This is a genomic window from Paenibacillus sp. URB8-2, assembly GCF_013393385.1.
Classification (GTDB): domain Bacteria; phylum Bacillota; class Bacilli; order Paenibacillales; family Paenibacillaceae; genus Paenibacillus_AQ.
Genome location: NZ_AP023239.1, coordinates 5268448 through 5291894, shown reverse-complemented (window position 1 = coordinate 5291894; position 23447 = coordinate 5268448). Strand labels below are relative to the sequence as shown.

Annotated in this window: 23 protein-coding genes and 1 pseudogene; 16 read left to right on the top strand and 8 right to left on the bottom strand. The window is 55.7% G+C overall.

Features of this window, described 5'->3' with window-relative positions; genetic code table 11:
* The first annotated feature begins 44 nt into the window (after nucleotides 1-44).
* The 6 genes from PUR_RS24475 to PUR_RS24450 all read left to right on the top strand — a co-directional run bounded on the left by PUR_RS24475 (nucleotide 45) and on the right by PUR_RS24450 (nucleotide 7523).
* The gene (locus PUR_RS24475; RefSeq protein WP_179037457.1) at nucleotides 45-1409 is read left to right on the top strand and encodes an FAD-dependent oxidoreductase; all 1365 of its coding nucleotides are present in this window, start codon (nucleotides 45-47) and stop codon (nucleotides 1407-1409) included.
* 305 nt (nucleotides 1410-1714) lie between these two features.
* A complete protein-coding gene (locus tag PUR_RS24470; protein WP_179037456.1) occupies nucleotides 1715-2542 on the top strand; it encodes a formate/nitrite transporter family protein in 828 nt (275 codons plus the stop codon).
* Between the two features lie 306 nt (nucleotides 2543-2848).
* Nucleotides 2849-4915, top strand: coding sequence for a molybdopterin-containing oxidoreductase family protein (locus PUR_RS24465; protein ID WP_179037455.1), 2067 nt, complete (start codon nucleotides 2849-2851; stop codon nucleotides 4913-4915).
* Nucleotides 4916-5006: 91 nt separating this feature from the next.
* The gene (locus PUR_RS24460) at nucleotides 5007-6242 is read left to right on the top strand and encodes an MFS transporter (RefSeq protein ID WP_179037454.1); all 1236 of its coding nucleotides are present in this window, start codon (nucleotides 5007-5009) and stop codon (nucleotides 6240-6242) included.
* Between the two features lie 71 nt (nucleotides 6243-6313).
* Nucleotides 6314-6814 carry a GNAT family N-acetyltransferase gene (locus PUR_RS24455; protein WP_179037453.1) on the top strand — a complete coding sequence of 167 codons (501 nt, stop codon included), beginning with the start codon at nucleotides 6314-6316 and terminating at the stop codon, nucleotides 6812-6814.
* A 67-nt stretch (nucleotides 6815-6881) separates the two neighbouring features.
* Nucleotides 6882-7523: an MOSC domain-containing protein gene (locus PUR_RS24450; protein WP_232101630.1), complete on the top strand. Its 642-nt coding sequence runs from the start codon at nucleotides 6882-6884 to the stop codon at nucleotides 7521-7523.
* Between the two features lie 24 nt (nucleotides 7524-7547).
* Here the strand turns inward: PUR_RS24450 and PUR_RS26215 are convergent, their stop codons facing one another.
* From PUR_RS26215 to PUR_RS24440, 3 genes are read right to left on the bottom strand one after another with little or no spacing between them, the layout of a single operon-like run.
* Nucleotides 7548-7727, bottom strand: a complete 180-nt coding sequence (locus PUR_RS26215; RefSeq protein ID WP_232101629.1) for a hypothetical protein — start codon at nucleotides 7725-7727, stop codon at nucleotides 7548-7550.
* 13 nt (nucleotides 7728-7740) lie between these two features.
* A complete protein-coding gene (locus PUR_RS24445; RefSeq protein ID WP_179037451.1) occupies nucleotides 7741-8289 on the bottom strand; it encodes a GNAT family N-acetyltransferase in 549 nt (182 codons plus the stop codon).
* A 44-nt stretch (nucleotides 8290-8333) separates the two neighbouring features.
* Entirely contained in the window at nucleotides 8334-8585 is a 252-nt protein-coding gene (locus PUR_RS24440) for a DUF2164 domain-containing protein (RefSeq protein WP_179037450.1), read from the bottom strand.
* Between the two features lie 178 nt (nucleotides 8586-8763).
* On the opposite strand from PUR_RS24440, the gene PUR_RS24435 reads away from it, so the two are divergent.
* The 3 genes from PUR_RS24435 to PUR_RS26430 all read left to right on the top strand — a co-directional run bounded on the left by PUR_RS24435 (nucleotide 8764) and on the right by PUR_RS26430 (nucleotide 11020).
* Nucleotides 8764-10467: a glutamine--tRNA ligase/YqeY domain fusion protein gene (locus PUR_RS24435; RefSeq protein WP_179037449.1), complete on the top strand. Its 1704-nt coding sequence runs from the start codon at nucleotides 8764-8766 to the stop codon at nucleotides 10465-10467.
* Between the two features lie 116 nt (nucleotides 10468-10583).
* The gene (locus PUR_RS26435; RefSeq protein ID WP_332107957.1) at nucleotides 10584-10910 is read left to right on the top strand and encodes an SRPBCC family protein; all 327 of its coding nucleotides are present in this window, start codon (nucleotides 10584-10586) and stop codon (nucleotides 10908-10910) included.
* Entirely contained in the window at nucleotides 10826-11020 is a 195-nt protein-coding gene (locus tag PUR_RS26430; RefSeq protein ID WP_332107921.1) for an SRPBCC domain-containing protein, read from the top strand. The genes PUR_RS26435 and PUR_RS26430 overlap by 85 nt, the downstream gene beginning before the upstream one ends.
* 7 nt (nucleotides 11021-11027) lie before the next feature.
* On the opposite strand, the gene PUR_RS24425 is transcribed toward PUR_RS26430, so the two are convergent.
* A complete protein-coding gene (locus tag PUR_RS24425; protein WP_179037448.1) occupies nucleotides 11028-12284 on the bottom strand; it encodes an MFS transporter in 1257 nt (418 codons plus the stop codon).
* A 151-nt stretch (nucleotides 12285-12435) separates the two neighbouring features.
* Here PUR_RS24425 and mobA point away from each other — a divergent pair, with 151 nt between their 5' ends.
* The 3 genes from mobA to PUR_RS24410 all read left to right on the top strand — a co-directional run bounded on the left by mobA (nucleotide 12436) and on the right by PUR_RS24410 (nucleotide 15458).
* Nucleotides 12436-13044, top strand: coding sequence for a molybdenum cofactor guanylyltransferase (gene mobA, locus PUR_RS24420; RefSeq protein ID WP_179037447.1), 609 nt, complete (start codon nucleotides 12436-12438; stop codon nucleotides 13042-13044).
* A 64-nt stretch (nucleotides 13045-13108) separates the two neighbouring features.
* Nucleotides 13109-14968, top strand: a complete 1860-nt coding sequence (locus PUR_RS24415) for an ABC transporter ATP-binding protein (protein WP_179037446.1) — start codon at nucleotides 13109-13111, stop codon at nucleotides 14966-14968.
* A complete protein-coding gene (locus PUR_RS24410; RefSeq protein ID WP_179037445.1) occupies nucleotides 14898-15458 on the top strand; it encodes a response regulator transcription factor in 561 nt (186 codons plus the stop codon). The genes PUR_RS24415 and PUR_RS24410 overlap by 71 nt, the downstream gene beginning before the upstream one ends.
* Before the next feature lies 1 nt (nucleotide 15459).
* Here the strand turns inward: PUR_RS24410 and PUR_RS24405 are convergent, their stop codons facing one another.
* A complete protein-coding gene (locus tag PUR_RS24405; protein ID WP_179037444.1) occupies nucleotides 15460-16806 on the bottom strand; it encodes an RNA-guided endonuclease TnpB family protein in 1347 nt (448 codons plus the stop codon).
* Nucleotides 16807-16930: 124 nt separating this feature from the next.
* Between PUR_RS24405 and PUR_RS26210 the strand changes: the two are divergent.
* Together PUR_RS26210 and PUR_RS24400 are read left to right on the top strand one after the other, a co-directional pair.
* Nucleotides 16931-17089, top strand: a pseudogene (locus tag PUR_RS26210) (winged helix-turn-helix domain-containing protein); the annotation flags it as partial.
* Nucleotides 17043-18008 (top strand): sensor histidine kinase, encoded by a 966-nt coding sequence (locus PUR_RS24400; protein ID WP_232101913.1) that lies wholly within the window; start codon nucleotides 17043-17045, stop codon nucleotides 18006-18008. The pseudogene PUR_RS26210 and the gene PUR_RS24400, both read left to right, overlap by 47 nt.
* Before the next feature lie 205 nt (nucleotides 18009-18213).
* Here the strand turns inward: PUR_RS24400 and PUR_RS24395 are convergent, their stop codons facing one another.
* A complete protein-coding gene (locus PUR_RS24395) occupies nucleotides 18214-19680 on the bottom strand; it encodes an aminotransferase-like domain-containing protein (protein WP_179037442.1) in 1467 nt (488 codons plus the stop codon).
* Nucleotides 19681-19951: 271 nt separating this feature from the next.
* Here PUR_RS24395 and PUR_RS24390 point away from each other — a divergent pair, with 271 nt between their 5' ends.
* The gene (locus PUR_RS24390) at nucleotides 19952-20569 is read left to right on the top strand and encodes a LysE/ArgO family amino acid transporter (protein WP_179037441.1); all 618 of its coding nucleotides are present in this window, start codon (nucleotides 19952-19954) and stop codon (nucleotides 20567-20569) included.
* On the opposite strand, the gene moaA is transcribed toward PUR_RS24390, so the two are convergent.
* Nucleotides 20566-21570 (bottom strand): GTP 3',8-cyclase MoaA, encoded by a 1005-nt coding sequence (gene moaA / locus PUR_RS24385; RefSeq protein ID WP_232101912.1) that lies wholly within the window; start codon nucleotides 21568-21570, stop codon nucleotides 20566-20568. The genes PUR_RS24390 and moaA overlap by 4 nt on opposite strands.
* Nucleotides 21571-21989: 419 nt before the next feature.
* On the opposite strand from moaA, the gene PUR_RS24380 reads away from it, so the two are divergent.
* Nucleotides 21990-22679 (top strand): TorD/DmsD family molecular chaperone, encoded by a 690-nt coding sequence (locus PUR_RS24380; protein WP_179037439.1) that lies wholly within the window; start codon nucleotides 21990-21992, stop codon nucleotides 22677-22679.
* Between the two features lie 123 nt (nucleotides 22680-22802).
* On the opposite strand, the gene PUR_RS24375 is transcribed toward PUR_RS24380, so the two are convergent.
* Nucleotides 22803-23333 (bottom strand): CDP-alcohol phosphatidyltransferase family protein, encoded by a 531-nt coding sequence (locus PUR_RS24375; RefSeq protein ID WP_179037438.1) that lies wholly within the window; start codon nucleotides 23331-23333, stop codon nucleotides 22803-22805.
* Nucleotides 23334-23447: the final 114 nt, after the last annotated feature.

Genomic DNA, 23447 nt, shown 5'->3' with positions numbered 1-23447 from the left:
TTTTATACAAAAAAGAGCTTTGCAAATTGGAGGAGGAAGAAACCATGAAAGTAGCCGTTATCGGATGCACCCACGCAGGAACCGCCGCCATTGTCAATACAGCCCAGCTGTACCCGGAAGCCGAGATTACCGTATATGAGCGCAACGACAACATCTCGTTCTTGTCCTGCGGCATAGCGCTGTATGTCGGAGGCGTTGTAAAGGACCCGCAAGGATTGTTCTATTCGTCCCCGGAGAAGCTTGCTGAGCTTGGAGTCAAGACCAACATGCGCCATGAGGTTGTCTCCGTCGATACGAAGAACAAAACGCTGCGCGCCCGCAACCTGAACACGGGCAAGGAATTTGACGACACCTACGACAAGCTGATTGTAACGACGGGTTCTTGGCCGATCGTGCCGAAGCTTGAGGGAATGGAGCTTGATAATATTCTGCTCTCAAAAAACTTCCATCATTCCAATACGATTATTGAAAAAGCGCAGCGCGCAAACCATATCGCCGTCGTCGGGGCGGGTTATATCGGCGTCGAACTGGTCGAGGCATTCCAGCTTAACGGCAAAAAGGTTACGCTGATCGATGCGGAGACGCGCATCCTGAGCAAATATCTGGACGCCGAGTTTACGAATCCGATCGAACAATCGCTGAAGGATCACGGTATCGAGTTGGCGCTCGGCGAGAAGGTCAGCTCTTTCAAAGGTGAAGACGGCAAGGTAACAACAATCGTTACGGATAAAGGCGAATACAAAGCCGATCTCGTTATCCTGTGCATCGGTTTCCGTCCGAACACGGAACTGCTTAAGGGGCAGGTCAATATGCTGGACAACGGCGCGATTATCGTGGACAACTATATGCGCACCAGCGCGCCGGACGTCTTTGCTGCCGGAGACAGCTGCGCAATCCATTACAATCCGACCGGCAAAACAGCTTACATCCCACTAGCTACCAACGCCGTGCGGATGGGCACACTGGTCGCCCGCAATCTGGTGAATAATACAATACCTTACATGGGAACTCAAGGGACTTCCGGCATAAAAATTTACGAAGACAACATCGCCGGAACCGGCTTAACTGAAGCTGCTGCCAAGCACGAAGGAATCGATGCCGAAGCGGTCATGATTACGGACAACTACCGTCCGGAGTTTATGCCGACTTTTGAGGAACTGCAGCTTAAAGTGGTCTTTGAACGCGGCACGCGCCGGATTCTCGGAGCACAAATCATGTCGAAAATGGATTTGACGCAGTCGATCAATACGATCTCCGTCTGCATCCAAAACGGTATGACGGTCGACCAGCTCGCCTTTATCGATTTCTTCTTCCAGCCGCATTACAACAAGCCGTGGAACTTCCTGAACACGGCGGGGCTTCAGGCGCTGCCGAAATCAGCGGAGAGCAAACAGCCGGTCAGAGTGTAACCAAGTTGAGCGTCCCCGCCATATCTTAACCCGAATATCAGTATCAACCGGAGCCGAACGCGGCTCCGGTTTTTTATATTTTCGGGAACCGGACAAGCTTGACTGACGCCCGAAGCGCCGGTTGCTTAACGGCGGCGTTGTATGCGCTTTTTACAGTTTTCGGAAGCGATTTAAAGTTTGACACACTGGTGAAAAATTTCACTAGTGATTTTCTTAAGTGATAATTATCACGTAAATGTAGGGGGCAAAGAGCTACAATGGGCGTAAAGGAAAAATTTAAAGTAATATAGAAGGAGACAGGAATCATGGCTTATAACAAACCGCAGCAAATTGCGGAAGCAACGGTGGAGAACGGCATCAAGAAGGCGCATAACCCTCTGGCCACCGTGCTTATCCTTGGCTTTCTGGGGGGAGCGTTCATCGCTCTAGGGTATTTGCTTGATATTCGCGTCATTGCCAGCGCGCCGAAGGAATGGGGGTCTATTGCCAGCTTTATCGGGGCTTCAGTGTTCCCGGTCGGGCTCATTCTCGTGCTTCTTGCAGGAGGCGAACTGCTGACCGGCAATATGATGGCTGTGCCGCTTGCAATGTTTTCCAAGAAAATTTCGTTTGCAGAGACAATCAAGAATCTGATTCTGATTACGCTGAGTAATTTGGCGGGCGCGCTGTTCGTGGCTTATTTCTTCGGCCATATCGTGGGTCTGACCGCTGACGGCGTTTACCTCGATAAGCTGGTCGATCTGGCGGAACACAAACTGGACGTTACTTTCCTGCAAGCTTTCATCTCGGGTATCGGCTGTAACTGGCTGGTTGCCCTGGCCGTTTGGCTGTCCTATGGCGCCGACAATTTCAGCGGCAAAATTCTTGGCATCTGGTTCCCGACCATGGCTTTCGTCGCCATCGGATTCCAGCACGTTGTCGCCAACATGTTCCTGATTCCGGCGGCCATTTTCGAAGGCCATTTCACATGGGGGCAATACGTTGGCAATTTCATTCCGGTCTGGCTCGGCAACCTGACAGGCGGTGCGCTGTTTGTAGCCGGCGCCTACTGGAACGCCTACCTGCGCAAATCGCCTGCTGCGGTTCAATCGCTGGACAGCGTGGCTTCCGCCGGCGTGAAGAAGCACGCTTAATTACCGGCGATTACGGCCATAATTTTTTTATAAGTGCAATGCCTGAAACCAATCAAGGGTACCGTCTCCGGAGGAGCGGTGCCCTTTTGTATGAGTAAATACCCAAGGCAACACAAAATTCGCCGTAATCGCTAACGGTCCGGGGGAACGAAACCGAAGCTTACGGCGAAAAAATAGGGAGTATTTCATGTTTTCTATTACCCGGCTTTTACCGGTTCGAATCAGCGCAAGCGGCTCCGTTTTGCTTTACGGATAAGAATGTTCGATTATACAATAAAAGCAGCAAAAATGAGGAGGGCTTGCAGCATGGAAGAACTGGAGAATGGCGTATTTCCGGCGGTGTGCTCACTGGATTGTCCCGACACTTGCGGGCTTCTTGTGCATAAGATAGACGGCAAAATTGTAAAAATCGAAGGAAACCCTGAGCATCCGGTCACCCGGGGTGCCATCTGCAACAAGGTTAGGCAGATGGCTCAGCGCGTCCATCATCCGGACCGGCTGACAACCCCGCTACGCCGTGCGGGGCGCAAAGGGGAGGCCGTGTTCGAGCCGATCAGCTGGGATGAAGCAATTGCCGAAATCGCAGGCAAATTCCGCAGTCTGTCGGAGGAATATGGTCCGGAGAGTATTTTGCCTTACAGCTTCTACGGCAACATGGGTGTGCTAAGCGTAGAGGGGATGGACCGCCGGTTCTTTAACGCGCTTGGAGCAAGCCGTCTGGAGCAGACGATCTGCAATGCCGCCGGAAGCACGGGATGGAAATATACGATGGGCTTCAGCGGCGGGACAAGCCCTGAGGATATAGTGAACGCTGATCTGATCATCGTCTGGGGCGGAAATATCGTCAGCACGAACATGCATCAGGTTGTGCTGGCCGAGCAGGCCCGGAAGAAGGGCACCAAGATCATCGTCATCGACGTTCACAAGAACCGTACGGCGCAGTGGGCCGACTGGTTCCTGCCGCTCTACCCGGGGACGGATGCGGCGCTGGCGCTCGGCATCATGCATATTTTGTTCCGCGACGGGCTGACGGATTCAAGTTTCCTCAAGTCTTATACGGTGGGACATGAAGAGCTCCGGAAGCAGGCGGAGAACTATACGCCGGAGGCCGTGGCGGCCATTACGGGCATCCCCGCAGAAGACATTGAACAGTTGGGCAAGCTGTACGGAGAGGCGGGGGTGTCTTATATCCACATCGGCAACGGGCTTCAGCACCACGATAACGGCGGCATGGCGGTGCGCAGCATCGCTTGTCTGCCGGCGCTGACCGGACAATGGCTGAAGACGGGGGGAGGCGCGACCAAGGGCAACGGCGGGTATGCCGGGATGAATTCCCGGGCGCTGGAGCGTCCCGATCTGCGCCCGAATCCGCGGGCACGCAGCATAAATATGAACCGGATCGGCGAAGCGCTGGAAATGATGGAGCAGCCGATAAAGGCGCTGTTCGTCTACTGCAGCAATCCGCTCGTCGTCGCGCCGGACGTGGAGCGGGTGCGGCGCGGATTTGCGCGCGAGGACCTGTTCACGGTCGTGCATGATCTTTTTCTGACTGATACGGCCAAATACGCCGACATTGTGCTGCCCGCGACGTCGACTTTTGAAAATACCGATTTGTACAGCTCTTATTGGCATCACTATATCCAGCTCCAGGAACCGGTACTGGCCGCCCCGGGAGAGTGCAAGAGCAATGTTGAGCTGTTCTCGCTGCTTGGCAAGGCCATGGGCTATGACGAGGAAGCCTTCGGGCAAAGTGAGGAAGACATGATCCGCGAGGCGCTGGACTATCCGCGCAATCCGTATCTGAACGGAGTGACGCTGGAGCGGCTGAAAAACGAGCGCCATGTCAAACTGGATATGACGCCAAAAGAACGGTATCTGGATAATCTGCCCACCCCTTCCGGCAAGATTGAACTGTATTCGCGGGCAATGGAGAATGCGGGACTGCCGCCGCTGCCGGTCTACACTCCGCTTGTCGAAGGCTTTGACGGCATTCGGCGGCCGGGCAAAGAAGATAAGTATCCGCTGATGTTCATCTCGCCGCCGAACCACAACTTTCTCAACTCCACCTTCTCCAATGTCGCCAAGCATCAAAGTCTGGAGAAAAGGCCGACTCTGCAAATTCACCCGGCGGATGCCGCGGAACGGGGGATTGCCGACGGTGATGAGGTCAAGGTATATAACGACCGCGGCGTGATCGAGATTTGGGCGTCGGTAACCGACCGTATGCTGCCGGGCACCGTTATCAGCCAGGGGCTGTGGTGGGAAGGCAAGGACCGCCCGCAGCGGAGCAATGTGCTGACACCCTCCCGGCTGAGCGATATGGGAAAGGGAGCAACCTTTTTCTCAGCCACCGTTGAAGTTGAACTGCGTTAAAGCGTCAATGCGTATGCTTGCCCTGAACGTCTGTTAGACGTAATACTAGATAGCATTAATGACACATAGATTACAGGGGATGTATAGGCAGATGAGGTTTTTGAATGACTATCCTAGAGAAATAAAAGTATTTCTGATCGCAAGCTTGATTAACGCGACCGGCAGCGCGCTGATGTGGCCGCTGGTTACGATGTATGTATTTGACGAGCTGGGACGGAGCATGCAGGATGCCGGACTCGTTATTTTGATTCAGTCGATTGGCGGGATTGCAGGGCAGCTGCTCGGCGGCGCCCTGTATCATAAAGTCGGGGTGAACAAGCTGATTGTCGGTGCGCTGGCCATGAATGCGCTGGCTCTGTTCGCCCTCCCGGCGGCAAGCGCAAGCTGGACGATGTTCATGATCGCAATGGGGCTGGTGGGACTGTTTGGCGCGCTCTCCATGCCCGCGATCCAGGCGTTCATCGGCTTTCGGTTCGCGGAGCGGCGGGCCGAGCTGTTCAATATCGTCTATGTCGCCAACAATATCGGCGTGGCGGTCGGAACGGCGCTGAGCGGATTTCTGGCCGATATCTCCTATATGCTGAGCTTCGTGATGAACGGCGTCACCTCCGCCGTATTTGCCGTTTTTTTCTTTGTGTATCTGGGAAAAGTGGGCGGCGCGCAGGGACCGGTTCCGGGCGAATCCAGGAGGGCGCAGCCGCGGGCCGTTTCCAACTGGAAACTGATGGGCAACACACGGATCTATCTGTTTATGGCCCTCGGTTCGCTGTTTCTGCTCATCGGCAATTCCATCTGGAATACGGGAGTGTCGCCATTCATCATTTCGGAAGGTTTGCCGAAGAAATATTATGGCTTCCTGTGGACGCTAAACGGCATTCTGATCTTCGCCGCCCAGCCGCTGGTCGCCTTGATCAAGCGCTGGTTCGCGGCCGGATCGGCGGCGCAGATGACGGCGAGCGCCGTCTTTTACCTAAGCGGCTACGCCGTCATCCTGACGATGCCGAGCTATGCAGGAATGCTGCTCGCGATGCTGCTGACGACGCTTGGCGAAATGCTCATTGCTCCCGCCATGCCGGCGTTTATCACGGAGCATGCCTCGCTGGGCGCTCCATTCTATCTGGGCCTCACCGGAGGAATCGGAGCGGTCGGCAGGGTGCTTGGCCCTTACTTCATGGGCGGCCTGTTCGACGCGGGAGGCTTGGCTCCGACCGCCTGGCTGGCCTGCGGAGTGGCGGTGCTCGCGGTAGGGTTTTTCCTGATTCATGCGTACGGCAGCAGACGCGGCGCGCTGCTTGCGGAGTCGGCGGAATCGGCGAAATCGGCTTGACCGGAGCATGGGAAGCTTTAATAAATCGGTGCTTGAACAATGCGCCGTTTACTTGCAAGGGGGATACGAATATGCTTCACATAGACAGAGATACGCTGTCGATCCGGCTCTCCGAGCTTCGCGATGTTCGCGAGCTGATTATGCTGGATCATCTGATATGGACCGAGGATACGGCTCCAGCAGCTTTGTCGTGGAGGTCGAGCGAGGACTATTTGCTGCATGCGCCTCCTGGCTCCCAGCTTGTGGCGGTAAAAGGGGACAAGCTGTGCGGCTATGTCGGCTTCGGCTGTCCTACCGGTATGAAGAGCAACCGGCATGTCTATGAGATTCATATTGCCGTTCATCCCGACCGGCAGCGTTCGGGAATCGGCCGGGACCTGATTGAGGCCGTCAAGAAGCTGGCCGCTGAGCGCGGCATCCGCAAGCTTCGGCTGCGCGCGCTTTCCTGCAATGTCCCGGCTCTGGCTTTTTATCACAAATGCGGTTTCCGGGAAGAAGGGCGGCTGCGCGAGGAATTTTATCTTGGGGGCCGGTATGTGGACGAAGTATTTATGAGCTGCCGCCTCATGTAGGCACCGAACTGCCGAGCGGAAGAACGGACGAACGACAGAAGGAAGCGAACAGAAAGCGGGGTTGGTCATGAAAATCATGTCATTGAACGTAGGAATGCCAGTAACGGCCCTTTATCACGGAAAGACGCTGGAGACGGGCATATACAAATTTCCTGTGGAGGGTCCCGTGCTTCTGTCGGCAGACGGGCTGACCGGGGACGGACAAGCCGATCTGGTCAATCACGGAGGGCCGGACAAGGCCGTCTGCGTGTATCCATTGGAGCATTACGCCTACTGGGAACAATGGCTTGGCAAAAAGCTGAACAGCGCCGCCTTCGGAGAAAATCTGGCGACCGCCGGGCTGCTCGAAACGGAAGTCTGCATCGGCGACATTTATGAGATCGGGACCGCGCTCGTTCAGGTAAGCCAGCCCCGATACCCCTGCTTCAAGCTCTCGCAAAAGCACGGCCCGGCGGAATTTCCCGCAGAGGTGCTGAGGACGGGCTTCAGCGGCTTCTATTTCCGGGTGCTGCGCGAAGGGGAGCTGGCCTCCGGCTCGGCCATCGTGAAGGTTTCCTCCGGGTACGGCGGAGTGCCGGTGTCGCGCGTGCTGCAGATGATGGCGACCGGGCGCGGGGACAAGCAAGGCCTGGAAGAGCTGGTCCGGCTGGAAGCTCTGGCGTCCGGTATCCGGTCGCGGTTCCAGGGGTGGCTGGACGGGCTGGAGTAAGAGGGGGCCGCTGTACGGACCGCCCTATTTTTTGGCAGCCATTTCATCCCCGCCCTGAAACCGCACCAATCCGTGTTCCCGGCAGATCGTGAGATATTCCTTATGTACGGTGCTGCTCTCGTCGGTATACATATTCCAGAAAAGGGCCAGCCGCCCGTCCAATTTGAGGGCATGGGCGCTCTTTCGGCGGCATTTCCTATTCACCTCGTATCTCAAATTACCGGAGCAGCTTCCACTCACCCCGCACCATGCCGTATACGGCATGGTTGACATAGCCGGACGGGAGCTTCTCGGCTTCCCGGATCACGCCCTCCAGGACGAAGCCCAGACGCTCGGGAATGGCGCGGCTGGAGATATTGCCCGTGGCGCAGCGGATTTCTACCCGGTTAAGCTCCATTTCCAGCAGGGCATGGTCGATGAACACCCGGCAGGCGCTGGTCATATAGCCGTTGCCTTCGAAGCTCTCCCCCAGCCAATAGCCGATGCCAACGGACCGGTTGTGCCAGTCGATTTCATGAAATCCGATAATGCCGGCCATTTCGCCGCTTACCCACAGGCCGGCGGTAAACCCGCCGTTGTCGCTGCCCTGCCGAATGGCCGTTTTGATAAAGGTAGTCATATGGGACGGGTCCGTCACGCTGTCCACCCAGGGCAGCCATTTGCGCAGACGTTCCCTTGACTGATCCACCAGCAAAAGCATGGACCCGGCCTGCTCCACCGCCAGAGGCTTCAGGACAAGCTCATCATCGATCACAAAATGGAACAAGCTGCCGCCTCCCTTTGTTCTGTGAATATCACTAGCGGTGACGCTTATTTTCGGGATGCTTTCCATTCCAGAGCATAGATATCCTCTTCCAGCCCTTGCATCCGCTGCATTGTCAGGGTCCGGCAGTCGCTCAGCGCCTGGTTGTAGACGATAGGTCCAAGCTCTTTCATGAAAAAGTCCAGCAGGTTGTCCGCCGCAAGACGCCCGATGCTCTCGCCGCGTTCAACCTCGAAATATTCCTGAATATGATCAAGCATCGTTTCCCGATGCTCTTTTGTCATTTTGATCGGTTTCATCCTTTAACCTCCCTTGAACCTCATGCTACTCCATGACCCGGAGGGAAGTCAAAAGGAAAAGGCGCCTTGGCAGGGTATGCCATTTTATTGAACAATCCCGGCGTAACGGGTATATTAATAGGAAACCTGTTTATACAAGGAACAAGGACAAGAATTAACGAACGAAAGGTTGATTGCTGTGGAGAACCGGATCACCCCCTCCAATTTCATTAAAAATGTCATTACCGAAGATCTCCGCTCTGGCAAAGTTAACGAAGTCGTCACCCGGTTCCCCCCTGAACCGAACGGCTATCTGCATATTGGACACGCCAAGGCGATCTGGATCAATTTCACGCTTGCGGGTGAGTTCGGAGGCAAGACGAACCTGCGCTTTGACGATACGAATCCGCTCAAGGAAGATACGGAGTACGTCAAATCGATCGAGCAAGATGTGAAATGGCTCGGTTACACTTGGGAGAACCTGCGCTTCGCCTCCGACTATTTCGAAGAAATGTATGAACGGGCGGAGCTTTTGATTAACAAGGGCAAGGCTTACGTGGACGATCTCAGCGCGGACCAAATTCGCGAGCTTCGCGGCACGCTGACCGAACCGGGGAAGAACAGCCCCTACCGCGACCGCAGCGTAGAAGAGAGTCTCGATCTGTTCCGCCGCATGCGCGCGGGCGAGTTCAAGGACGGCGAGAAGGTGCTGCGCGCCAAGATCGATATGGCTTCGCCCAACATCAACCTGCGCGATCCGGTCATTTACCGGATTTCCCATGCCCATCATCACAATACGGGCGACAAATGGTGCATCTACCCGATGTACACCTACGCGCATCCGCTTGAAGATGCCATCGAAGGCGTGACGCATTCCCTCTGTTCTCTGGAGTTCGAGGATCAGCGTCCGTTCTACGACTGGGTCATCGCCGAATGCGAGATGCCAGCCGTGCCGCATCAATACGAATTCGGGCGCCTGAATCTGGCGCAGACCGTAACGAGCAAGCGGAAGCTCAAGCTGCTGGTGGACGAAGGGCATGTCGACGGCTGGGACGACCCGCGCATGCCGACGATTTCCGGGCTTCGCCGCCGCGGCTATACGCCGGAGGCCATCCGCAGCTTCGTGTACGAGACGGGCATTTCCAAAAGCCAGGGTCTGGTCGATCTGCAAATGCTGGAGCACTTTATCCGCGAGGATCTGAAGCTGAAGGCGCCCCGCACGATGGCGGTGCTTCGCCCGCTGAAGGTTGTCATTACGAACTATCCCGAGGGTCAGGTCGAATGGCTGGAAGCGGAAAATAACAGCGAGAACGAGGAAATGGGCAGCCGGCAAATTCCGTTCTCCCGCGAGATTTACATTGAGCGCGACGATTTTATGGAGAATCCGCCGAGTAAGTATTTCCGGTTGTTTCCGGGCAATGAAGTGCGCCTGAAGCATGCCTATTTCATCAAGTGCAACGAAGTAATCAAGGATGAGAACGGCGAAGTGACCGAGCTCCACTGTACCTACGATCCGGAGACGAAGAGCGGCAGCGGGTTTACCGGCCGCAAGGTGAAAGGGACGCTGCACTGGGTGGAGGCAAGCCATGCCGCTGCGGCGGAATTCCGTCTGTATGAGCCGCTGATTCTCGCGGAGGAACCGGAAGGCGAAGGAGAAGCCGATGAGCTGGAAGGTGCGGTCAAGCCCGCGCAATCGTTCCTGGATCAGCTGAACCCGAAGTCGATCGAAATTCTGCACGGCTTCGTGGAGCCGGAGCTGAAGGACAGCAAGCCGCAGGACAAGTTCCAGTTCTTCCGTCACGGTTATTTTAACGTCGACAGCCGGTATTCGCAGCCCGGCAATCCGGTCTTCAACCTGATCGTTTCGCTCAAGAGTTCGTACCACCCGCCGAAGCAGGGCTAGGCTGAAATCATAAGACAAGCAGAAGAAACGGCTGCCGCCCGAAAGCGTGACAGCCGTTTTTTTGCAATTCAAAGAGTTTAACCCTTTAATAAATAACAGAAAGGAATGAGGATTCGATGGCTTTTTCTTTGAAAGTGGAGCGGCAGATGGATGCTTTGCCTGAAGTTCTTTTTCAAGCGTGGACCCGGCGGTTTGACCGTTGGTTTGCGGCGCCCGGTTCGGTGATTATGCAGGGTGAAGTCAACACCGTATTCTTTTTTGAGACCATCTCCCCCACCGGGACGGACAGCGCAGTTCGGCGTCATCCCCATTACGGCCGGTTTCTCAGGCTCGAACAGGACCGCCTTGTTGAAATGACATGGGTTACGGGAGAGGGGGGACGAAAGGAGCCGAGACGGTTGTCACGGTCGAGCTGGTTCCCCGGCATAGCGGTACGCTGCTAAGTCTCACGCATGCTGGATTTTATGATGAGGAGTCCAAAAACGCGCATGGGCAGGCATGGCCTTTCGTATTGGAGCAGCTGGACAAACAAATGGCCGGAGAGACTTCATAAAGCGGAGCTAAACCCCGTCTTCTTCATGTGTATCCTCGGTCACCGCGTGGGGCCGGTAATCGTCTCTTTTGACGAACAGCCACATGCCTCCGTATCCAAGCGCCCCGATGAGCGCGAGAAAAACACAGAATTCGTACATGCTCTGGGCGCCGAGATACTGGAATAGCCATCCGCCCAGGACGCCGCCCAGCATTCCCGAAATTCCGCTCAAGGACAGCGTATATAGGGCTTGTCCGGAGGAGCGGTACGGGAGGGGGATGAGCAGCATCGTCAGCTCGGTGCCGACATAAAAGAAGCCGCCGAACGTTACCGAATGCAAAATTTGAATGAACGCCACCTCAAGTGGCGTCGTCGACTGCGCCATCAGCCACCACCGCAGCGCGAACAATAGACTGACCAGCGCCAGCCAGCCGATGAGAACGGAGATTTTGCGCCGCAAGTAGCGGTCGCACAGCATGAAGACGCCCACTTCAACGATGGAGGAGAGGAATACGGCCAGTCCGACCATCGTCTTGGAGCCTCCCATATCGTTGATATACAGAGACATGAACGTATTGTTCACCGTGTTGGGGATCGATACCAGAATGCCGAAAAAGATAAAGAACAAAAAATAAGGATTCATAAACAGCACGCGAAAACCACTGAACGGCATCGGCGCCATCCCGATGGAGTGGTGCAGCTTCGGCAGAGCGGCGAGCGAGATCATGGACAAGCCCAGCAGGACCGCGAACAGGTAGGACAGTACCGAAACGCCGCCGTACTGCACGATAGGACCTGCGGCTATAGCCGTCAGCGCCCAGCCAAGCGAGCCCCACAGACGGAAGGAGCCGAAGCGGTATTCTGACCCGTAGATATAGCTTAAGACCAGCGTGTTGCTCTGCGCGAACAGCGGAGTCTGGCAGAAATAGAACAGGATGATCGCGGTATAGATCGTTTCATATGTATTTGCCTGAAATATGAATTGGGAAAACAAAAGCGTCCCCGCCAGCATCAGCAGGACGATAACCCGGATATTGTGATAACGGCCGGACCATATTCCCCAGAACGGGTTGGCGAAGATCGAAACGAATGGGCTGATCGACATCAGCACACCGATTTCCAGCTTGTTCATCCCTACGTCCTGTAAATAAAATTGAAAGAAACTGGTAAACAGAACCATGGTTCCGTATACAAAAAAGTTAAACCATTTCAAAGATGTGAAAGTATATGGGCTTCCAGTATTCTCCTGCAAGTTGGATGCTCTCCTCCCGCAAATGCTGTGCATGTTGAACCAGAGCCGCCATAGCCGCTATTATCACTGTAACATTAGTTGAAAAGGTATACAAACCAGCTTTTTCTGATTTTGCCAAATGTACGGATTTTATAGGGGGATATTTACTTTTAGTAGAAATAATTTTGGAAAAGGAGACATTATTATGATGCAAATTGCCGGAATCATCATCGCCGGAGGCCGCTCCAGGCGGATGGGTGCCGACAAAGCGCTTCTGGAATTCGGCGGCATTCCGGCGATTGCCCGCGTTGCCGCCGCGCTCGGTGAAATCGCGGAGCCGGTGACGGTCGCCTGCGGAGAGAAGGAGCGGGAGGACTACCGTTTCCTGCGGCTTCAGCAGGCTGCGGACCGCTTCCCCGGCTGCGGTCCGCTGGCAGGACTCCATGCAGGCATGAGCGTTTCGCCAGTGGACTGGCATTTTGCCGCCGCCTGCGATTTGCCGTTCGCTTCCGCAGCGTTTATGCGGTATATCATGGACGCCTTGGAACGGAGCGCCGGGCGGGCTGCGGCCGTGCCGGTCTCTGTCTCGGGCAAAGTCCAGCCGCTGCTGGGGCTGTACCATAAGTCTACCCTTCCGGGATTGGAAATGGCCTTATCCCAGGGAAGATTCAAGGTTATGGAATGGCTGGAGAGCCTGGATGTGCTGTATGTCCCGGAATCGGGCTTTGCGGGCGCTTTGGACGGAGGGCCATCTCCCCTGCTCAACATGAACACTCCGGAAGATTACCGCGCCGCCGCGGATTGGCTAGTTTAACTTCAGTTTACAATGAGGGCGTATTTTGTCATTATAAACCCCGACAAGAAGGGAAGGACCTTTAATGACGAACTCAACGTCGACGGATCGAAAGAGCATCCGTTCATTTCTGAAATTGCTTAAAGAAACGAAGCCGCCGTATGGCCTGCTGGCCCTGGCTATTACCCTTAGCGTCATTTCCACGCTGGTGTCCCTCGTTATTCCCATGTTTACCAAAGGGCTGGTCGACGGCTTCTCGCTGTCCTCGGTAAGCCGGCTGCAGATCGCCGGAATCGCCGGCGCCTTCGTCGCCCAGACCATAGCTGCGGGCGTGTCCGTCTATCTGCTGAACTATGCGGGGCAGAAGATCGTGGCCGGTCTCAGAGACCGGCTGTGGCGCAAGCTTCTGGCGCTTCCTGTCTCCTATTACAACGATATCCGGACGGGGGAGAGCGTCAGCCGCATGACGAACGATACGGGCATCATCAAGACGCTTGTATCGGAGCATGCCGCCAGTCTGTTCACCGGCCTCATTTCCATCATCGGCTCGATCTCGGTACTCTTTTATTTGAATTGGAGAATGACGCTGGTTCTGTTCACCGTGCTGCCTCTTTCGGCGCTGATTCTCGTTCCGCTGGGCCGGAAGATGTACAAGATCTCCAAAGGCATGCAGGATGAGACGGCTTCCTTCACGGCGGTGCTGAGCGGGGTGCTGTCAGAAATCAGGCTCGTTAAGGCGTCCGGAGCGGAGCGCCGGGAATACGAATCCGGAAAAAGCGTCATTATGAACCTGCTCTCCTACGGTATACGCGAGGGCAAGGTCAGCGCATGGATCACTCCGCTTGTCTCGTTCGTATTTATGATGCTGCTGGTCGTCATTATCGGTTACGGCGGCGTACAGGTGTCCAGCGGCGCGCTGACGGCGGGGGAGCTGGTTGCTTTTATCCTGTATCTGATCCAGATCGTTATGCCGCTCACCCAGCTGACCACCTTCTTCACCCAAATTCAGAAAGCCATGGGCGCTTCGGAACGGATCATGGAGACGCTGATGCATGAAGAAGAGAACTATGAAGGGGAAGAGATGGCGGACGGCGGGCGTCTGCCGATTGCACTGGACAATGTTTCCTTCGGGTATAAAAAAGGCGAGTCCGTGCTGAACAAGGTAAGCTGCTCCATCGCGCCGGGTGAGGTAACGGCGATTGTCGGACCAAGCGGCGGCGGAAAGACGACGCTGTTCTCCCTGCTGGAACGCTTCTATGAGCCGCAGGAAGGCGTGATCCGGCTTGGCGGCAAGCCGATTTCCGATTTCTCGCTGTCCTCCTGGCGCGGCGCTATCGGCTATGTCTCCCAGGAAAGCCCGCTGCTGGCCGGCACGATTGCCGACAATCTCCGCTACGGACTTGGCCGCGAGGTTGATTTAACGGAAATGCGAAAGGCGGCGGCCATGGCGTATGCCGACACCTTTATCGACGAGCTGCCGGACGACTACGACACTGATGTCGGCGAGCGCGGCGTGAAGCTGTCCGGCGGACAGCGGCAGCGGATCGCAATCGCTCGGGCGCTGCTGAGAGATCCGAAGATCCTGATGCTGGACGAAGCCACTTCGAGTCTCGACAGCAAATCCGAGGCGGTTGTGCAGAAGGCGCTGTCCAATTTGATGAAGGGTCGGACGACGATCGTGATCGCGCACCGGCTGTCTACGGTGGTCAATGCCGACCAGATTCTTTTTATGGAAAAAGGCGAGATTACCGGCAGGGGAAGACACGAAGAACTGCTGCTGGAGCATAAGCTCTACCGCGAATTTGCGCAGCAGCAGCTGCAAACGGCCGATACGGAACCAAGAGAACACGGCGAAGGGGAGGAGAGTGCCGGGCATGGCAAAAATACTGGTGGTGGACGACGATCCGCACATCCGCGAGTTGGTAGCCGTATTTCTGAAAGCTGAGGGAATGGAAGTATGCGAGGCTTCCGACGGAAGGGAAGCGCTGGATTTTCTTGAAGACCATGCGGTAGACATGGTCATTCTCGATGTTATGATGCCGAACGTGGACGGCTGGCAGCTCTGCCGCGAGCTGCGTAAGGCCTACGATTTTCCGCTGCTTATGCTTACGGCCAAAGGCGAAACTTCGCAGATTGTGAAGGGGTTTGAACTGGGAAGCGATGATTATCTCGTAAAACCGTTCGAGCCTCCCGTATTGATGGCCCGCGTCAAAGCGCTCTTGAAACGGTATCAAATTTCGGCTGCCCAGAGCGTTGCCGTCGGCAGGCTGAAGATGAACCGGAAAACCTATGAAATTCAATCGGATGACGGCATTCTGACGCTGCCGTTGAAAGAGTACGAGCTGCTGGTGAACTCTCCCCCACTTAGCTTACGCATGAAGTGGGGGCTTCTGTTGGCATCGATACAGGGTTGCACACGCTGCGAGGCTTCATGACCTAAAGACTCAACGCCTGTTGCACCCGAATGAGGGAAGCCAACGTCCAATACGTTCGTTTTGCCAATGAAGGGTCTTTGGCCTCCAAGGACAACCACATCTTTTCAGATATGGCTTTGTGTATACTGCGCAACACGTACCGTGCGCCGATGTTATACGAGGCATTAAGGTCCGCGTGATACGTTTTGCCTGTTGCGAATACAGCAACATCACGCTTCGTGTTTCGTTGTACAAATCCACTGCCATCAAAAGCAAGCGCACTTGTATTCACAGGGTTGACCATGGAAACCCGCATCCCCAGAAAATGCGCCATTTCGGTCACTTTTGTTTGGATGCGCCGTTTCGCCCAAAACTGGAGTTTGGCACGAAGCCGCTTGGCTCCCCACGTTCCTTTAGGCAAACGCATCTTGCCTAAATACTCCATGACAATGACATCTGCGCTGTGCTTTTGGGCAAAGGCGAGGATTTGATGCGCGGTATCGTGGACGATATGCGTCTGTAAGCCATTCATCCGCCGCCAGAAATTCGGTTTTGCCCCTATACCGGATTGTCGCTGGGCTTGTTTCAGTTTGCCTGTGATTTGGCGCAATCGGTCTTTTTCTTTGGCTTGGTTGATAAATACCCTCGCCAAGACAGTGCCGTTAGCGTCCATCACGGAACAAACTGCGGAATTCGTTAACCCCAAATCAACGGCACACACCCGCTGCTTGGAAAGTTCCGCCTGAGTCAACTTCACCTCCCCTTCATAGGCGATATGAAGGGCATAGCGTTTTCCTTTTCGGACTAATGTGGGGCTGCATTCTTTCATGCTCCACACGTTACGTTTGAATAGGTCTTGGCCTTTAAAAGTAATGGGGAGCCATACCCAATCGCCTTGATGAAATATCTTGATGTTGGCTGTCGTATCGGAGGTTCGTTTGAACATATTGCCTTTGTACAAGCAAGGGAACGCCTGATGCCGAGCTTGGAGTGTCGGCGGTTTTTTCGAAAAGCGTTTCCCTTCTTGCCCAGCATGTTGTCGCTCGGCTTGCCAAAGCTGAAAACGGGAATGATGACTTTTCACAATGCCAAACGCTTCCGCAATAGCACTTCTGCGGAAGTACGAAGGAAACTTATAGAATCGTTGATCAAACTCGGCGTAGAGCGGATTCGGATTATGTCTGGTACGGTGAGTCAGCCGTTCTACCGCTGTCACAACCGCTTGGGTGGATAACGATTCCAAGGCCATAAACTGCTCTTGAATGACCGTAATCAAGAACGAGAGCGCCTCTTGATACACAAGGAGAGTCGCATCTAGCATGCGGTGGTGAGACATAATCGGATGTTTGAGTGTTTTGACCACCTTCATGAGACACGCCTCCATCGCAAGTTTGTTGGAACTAGCATAACACAAGAACATATGTTTGTTAAGCAGACGTGTCTAACCCCCACCTTCGCTGTTGGCTTAGAGGTGGGGGAATGCGATACTAAATCTGTTCAAGCTGGCCAGCTATCCGGGACAGACGCTGTCGCGCGACCGGCTGATCGAGGAAATCTGGGGTTATGATTATGAGGGCAACGAACGCACGCTCGACGTGCACATCAATCGGCTGCGCGAGAGGTTTCCGGGCGAGCGGGGCGTCGGCGCGTAAGCCTCCTGAGCGAGAGCGCCTTGAGAGAAGGCGTCCCGAGCAAACAGCCCGGACCCGCCGTCCGCGCAGTGAGCGGTCCAGGTCCTTTTATATCCCGATTATGAACGCCGTCCGGCGGATTGCCCAAGGCGATTTTACCGTCAAGGTGGAACACGTCGAGCGCTACGGCCAGTTCGGCGAGCTGGTGGAGGAGATCAATGAAATGGCCAGCGAGCTGAGCCGGATGGAGACGATGACCCAGGATTTCATCTCGAATGTGTCGCATGAAATCCAGTCGCCGCTCACTTCCATCCGGGGCTTCGCCCGCGCGCTGCGCAGCGACGAGATCAGCCGGGAGACCCGAGAGCATTATTTGGATATCATCGAGGCGGAAAGCGCCAGGCTGTCGGGAGTGAGCGACAGTCTGCTGAAGCTGTCGGTATTGGAGTCGGGGAACTTCCCGTTCGAAGCGAAGCCTTACCGCCTGGACAAACAGCTTCGAAACATGATTCTGGCCTGCGAGCCGCAGTGGATGGGCAAAGGGGTTGAAGTGGAAGCGGAGCTTGCGGAAACGACGGTGACGGCGGTGGAAGATCTGCTAAGCCAGGTCTGGACCAATCTGCTGCATAACAGCATCAAGTTTACTCCGGCGGGCGGGACGATCACCGTTGCCGCGCGTCCTCTGAATGGGGGAGCGGAGGTCGTGATCTCCGATACCGGCGCGGGTATCGGAGAAGAAGATTTGCCCCGCATCTTCGAACGGTTCTTCAAGGCGGACAAGGCGAGAAGCTCGGGCGGCGGGGGCAGCGGGCTGGGACTGTCGCTGGTGAAGAAGATCATCGACCTTCACCAGGGTGATGTCCGCGCGGAGAGCCATCCCGGGGAGGGAGCGGCGTTTGTCGTTACGCTGCCCGGGCCGCAGGATAAGCGGCAGACGTAGCGCATTCGGATTGTGCTTCCGTCGGGGCAAAAAGACCGGTTGGCTTCCGCCGCCCGGATTGCGCAGACTAGTCGTCCGAGGCCTGGTCGTCCGGATTGCGCAGACTAGTCGTCGAGGCCCGGCCGTCCGGATTGCGCAGGCCCCGCCGTCCGATCTTCGGCCGCAGCCGCCCGGATTGCATAGGCAATCCGCTGCCCTCCAGGCGTCAGGCCATCCGGTTAAACCGGCGGATAAGCTCCGCCAGCTTGGCAAGTCCCCGTTCCAGTCCGGTTGGGGAGGCATAAGCGTAGGACAGGCGAAGATGCCTTGCGTCGGAACGGTCGTACAGATCGCCGGTGTTCAGCAGCAGGCCTTCCGCCAGCGCCGCGCGGAACAGCTTCGGCAGCGGCACGGGCCGGTTCAGGCGCAGCCATACATAGAAGCCGCCCGCAGGCTTGCTCCATTCCGCCAGTCCAGCAAAATGGCGCTCCAGCAGCTCCAGCATCAGATCGCGCCGGCGGCGCAGCGTGAGGCGCAGGGCGCTGCAATGCCGTTCGTGGCAGCCGTCCTCCAGCCACTTGGCCGCCGCCAGCTGCGAGAGAGAGCTTGCGCCGTAGTCGGTCTGCATTTTGATATCGGCGAGACGCCGGATCACCTGCTCGGGACCGGCAACCCAACCGATACGTAGACCGGGACTAGCGGATTTGGACAGAGTGCCCAGGTGCAGAACGCTTCCGTTTCTGTCCAGAGCTTTCAGCGGCGGGGGAGGAGGGGCATCCAGCCACAGGTCCTGATAAGCTCCGTCCTCCAGGACCGGCAATCCCAGCGCGGCGGTCTGCTCCATCAGTTCCCGCCTCCGCTCCGCATCCATGAGAATGCCCGTCGGATTATGAAAGGCGGGAATCGTATACAGCAGCGCCGCCTTGGTTCGAACGGCTGCGTCCTCCAGTCCTTCCGCCATGAGGCCCCGGCCGTCCATGGGCAGACCGTGCAGCTTGACCCCCGCCGACTGAAAAGAATGAATGGAGTACAAATAGGAGGGCTTCTCCAGCAGAACGGTCGATCCCTTAGGCAGCAGGCCGAGGGAAATCAGCTGAAAGCCTTGAAGCGCCCCGGAAAGAATCAGAATCGAGGAGGGAGCCGCCTGAATGCCGCTTCGGCCCAGCTCCGCGCTGAGTGCCCTCCGAAGCCGCAGGCTGCCGAGCGGTTCCTCGTACGCCAGCGGCAGCTCGTCCCGGGCCAAGTCGGCCAGAATAGAGCGCATTTCTTCACCCGGCAGCAGCTCGGGAGCGGGCTCTCCCGTTCCGAGCCGAAGCAGCTCCGGCTGAAATTCCAGGCGGTTGATCGCCTGAACGGCCGGCAAATTGGGATAATGGATGCCTTCCTCCACATAATCGTTCCAGCTTCCCGCCATCCCCCGGTTTGCTCTTTCCGCGGCTATCCTCGTGCCGCCGCCCTGCCTTCCTTCGATGAGTCCGAGCGCGGCGAGTTGATCGAGCGCCGCAACAACCGTGCTGCGGTTGACGCCAAGCTGACGGGCCAGCTCGCGCTGCGGCGGCAGCTTCATGCCCGCCGGCCAGTCGCCGCAGCCGATTTTGGCGCGGAAATATCCGGCGATTTGCGCATAGAGCGGCAGCGGCGAAGCCGGGTCCGGGCGCCAGTCTACCGAAGAAATGCCGGCGCTGTGCCACATGGAAATCCCTCCCTTTTTCATAGAAACCTTGGTCTGTTCCTTAAATTAAGAAACGGTTGCCGTCCTCCTGTCCGGACGATGCAGCCGTTTCTTTTCGTGCTGGTCTATTGACCACAGTATAGCATGATGAGGGGAGATATTTCCTTTGGTTGGGCTCCCTGACCCGGTTTTGGATGGTCACTTAAGGGCGGAAAGGCTGTACTATCGTAAAGGAAAATGAAACAGCCGCGGCGCCTTTGCCGCGCGCAATAAACAGCTAGGAGGGACAACGTTGACGGAAGTCGTCATGCATGGGGTTATTTTGGCCGTCGGCCTTATTCTGCCGCTTGGGGCGCAGAATATTTTTGTGTTTAACCAGGGAGCGCTGCATTCCCGGTATACCCGCGCGCTTCCCGTCGTGATAACGGCGGCGCTGTGCGATACGCTGCTGATCTTCGCAGCCGTAGGCGGAGTGTCCCTGGCGGTGCTGTCGCTCCATTGGCTGACCCCCTTCATTTATGGGGCGGGCGCCGTCTTTTTGACCGTGATGGGCCGACAAATTCTGCGAGGGGGCACAGCGGGAGAACAAGCCGCCGTTCTTCCTCCGAAAGAACAGGTAGCCTATGCGCTGTCGGTGTCGCTGCTTAACCCGCATGCTCTGATGGACACGGTGGGCGTGATCGGAACAAGCTCCCTGCAGTATGGCGCCGCGGAGCGTTGGGCGTTCGCCGCCGCGGCCGCCGGGGTATCCTGGCTGTGGTTCATGGGCTTGTCCGCCGCCGGAAGGGCGCTCGGCAAGGCCGATCCTTCCGGCCGGCTGGTGCGGCTGCTGAACATATTCTCGGCGCTGCTGCTCTGGGGAATGGCCGGCTACATGGCCTGGAAGCTGTGGGCCGAGCTTACGGTCTAACCGCCGATTTGTGACATGCGGCGGGTCGTAGGCGTGTGGCTCTGGGCTTTTTTCTCCAGCGCCAGCGCCATTTCATGGTTGTGGGGCTTGCCCCCCAGCGCTTTGCGGAATAAGCCGCGCACCGCTTCCGGGTCACCCGCCAGCGGACGGACGTTATATTCATCGGACCAATACAGACAGGCCTTGATATGACCGTCGGCCGTAAGGCGCAGCCGGTTGCAGTTGTCGCAAAAATGCTCGCTTACCGGATGAATCAGACCGAATGTGCCTTTGGCGCCGACGACACGGCTGTCCTGGGAAGGGCCGTTTCCGGCGGGCGGATGCGCTTCCTCGGTCTCCCATCCGGCCTCGCGGCATGCTTCGAGTACTCTTTCCAGCGGCAGGTAGGTCTGCCGCCAAGCGTCGGTTGCGCTGCCGATCGGCATATATTCGATAAACCGCACATTCAGCGGACTATTCAGGGTAAGAGCGATAAAATCCTTGATCTCATCGTCGTTAATGCCTTTCATGAGCACGACGTTAAGCTTGATTGGCGAGAGTCCCGCGGCTTCGGCCGCCTCGATTCCCTTCAGCACCTTGGCGACTTCCCCGCCGCGCGTAATCATGGAGAACCTTTCCTGCCGCAAGGAGTCGAGGCTGATGTTCACCCTAGTCAGGCCGGCCTCTTTCAGCACCGCCGCTTTGGCGGGCAGCAGAAGTCCATTGGTGGTGAGCGACAGATCCTCGATGCCCGGAATGGAAGACAGCATGGCAACCAGGCGCTCCAAATCTTTCCGGACCAGCGGCTCGCCGCCGGTAAGGCGAATCTTGCGCAGGCCGGCGGGGGCCAGCGCCTTCACGACGGAGGAGATTTCCTCATAGCTCATGATCTCGTCATGCGGCTGAAATTGCATTCCTTCCGCAGGCATACAATAGATACAGCGCAGATTGCAGCGGTCCGTAACCGAAATGCGCATATAATCGTGAACGCGCCCAAAAGGGTCGGTCAGCAGTTCCATTATGAGTTATCCCCTTTCGTTGCACGGCTCATTGCACGGTGGATTTATTTCAAATTTTAAAGAATGTTGCCGGTGTCGTCAATCTTAAGGCTTTTGGCATTTCGTTATATATTATCACGATTATCCGAGGCTCCGCCAAGCCGGGGATTAAAATTTGACAGTAATGCGACAATTGAAGGCAATCCGCCATAGAATGCTCACGAAAAGCGCTTTCATTCTGGGCTATAATGAAATCATCAACCCGTGATAACTTTTAATTATCGGAAGAACGTAGTAAAATGTGGTAGGTTCGCGGCACGGCCCGTATGATTTTCCCGGGGGTGCACGATCTATTCACAAAGCAGAGAAAGACAATGATGAGTCCGTAAGGAGCAGCCGCCGGGCTGTACGGTACGGATAAACCTTACAAGGGGGATTTACTAATGCATATGACCGTTCCTTCCCTGGAAGTTTCGGAAGCCTTCAAACGTTGGCTGGGAAGCAGGGGATTCATATACCAGCTGTTTACCGATTTTTTTGGAAGAAAACCGACCCTGTCGCTAATCGCCCAGTGGAGCCGCAATCGCCAGATCAGCGCGGCGGCCGAGATGTCGGAGGGAGGACGCGAACTGAAGCGCTATTTATGCGGCCAGAAGCCGCAGGATCTTCTTCAGGTCTGCGAGGCGGAAGCCGCGGAATACGACCGGCTGATGCGTGACGAAACCGTGGTTGGCCTTAAGCCGAGAGAGGCGGCCCTCCTCGGAGAAGCGGAGGAATTCTGCAACGTGCTTTCCGATGTGTATGCTTCCGCAGGCATCGTGTTCAAAAAATGCGGCGACGAGGCCGACGATCACATTGCCATCGAGCTGGAGTTTATGGCTGTGCTTCACGAACGGATGCTGTTCAACAGCTTTTCGGTCAGAAGCGCGATGGAACTGCTGGACATCCAGGAGAATTTTTTGCGGGAGCATCTGCTGCTCTGGACCCCGGAATTCTGCGAAAGACTGGAAGCGGCGACGAACAGCTCGCTGTACCGTGGATTATCCCGGATGCTGGAGGAGTTTCTTCCCTATGATCTCCACATGCTGCAGTCTTGGAGAGCTTCTCTGGAGAGCGCCGCCGCGGCGGTGTAGCACACCCCTCATCGCAGTTATTTGAAACAAAGATGCCCGGAAATCCGATGCGCGGAAATCCGGGCGTTTATAATTTAAATATCAGGTTAAGGATAAGCTTCGCGCTCATCCCGTTCAATGCGCTCATTTGGTGAATATGCTCTTTCTGTTTCCATCCAGTTCACTTGATGTCAGCTGAATAACCAACTCCTCAATTGCTGATAGGCTGGCCACAGCACAAAGGATATCCATCAACACCGCCATATGAATATAGGGAAGCAATAACGGAAATATGAATAAAGCGAGGCCGGTGATTTTGTTTCCGTAAGTGTGAGGAATTGCAAAGGTTTTGTATTTTTTCAGGGCTACGACAATCGATGCCAATCGGATCATACCAATCAAAATAACCCAAATGACGATTTCGGTTGCAGGTTTCAGGATTGGATAAAGCACGACCAATAACACACCTACCATTATCAGGTCGGCCAAAGAATCCAGCTTTTCGCCGAGTCTGCTCGCTGTTCCCGTCTTTCGGGCAATAAACCCGTCTATCATATCACTGACCCCACAAATCATATATATTGCGTAAAAGGCTGCGCTTAATGGCTCAACAAAAATCAAAATCAATGAGAAAATGATTCTGCTAAATGATATACAATTCGGTATTGCTTTCACCCTATCACCTCGCCTGATATATACACGCCCATCCTCTATTTCATACCTTAACCCAACTTTCTCAAGAATAACAGATCTACGGGAATTACCCCGGGAGGGTGTATAATAGACTCA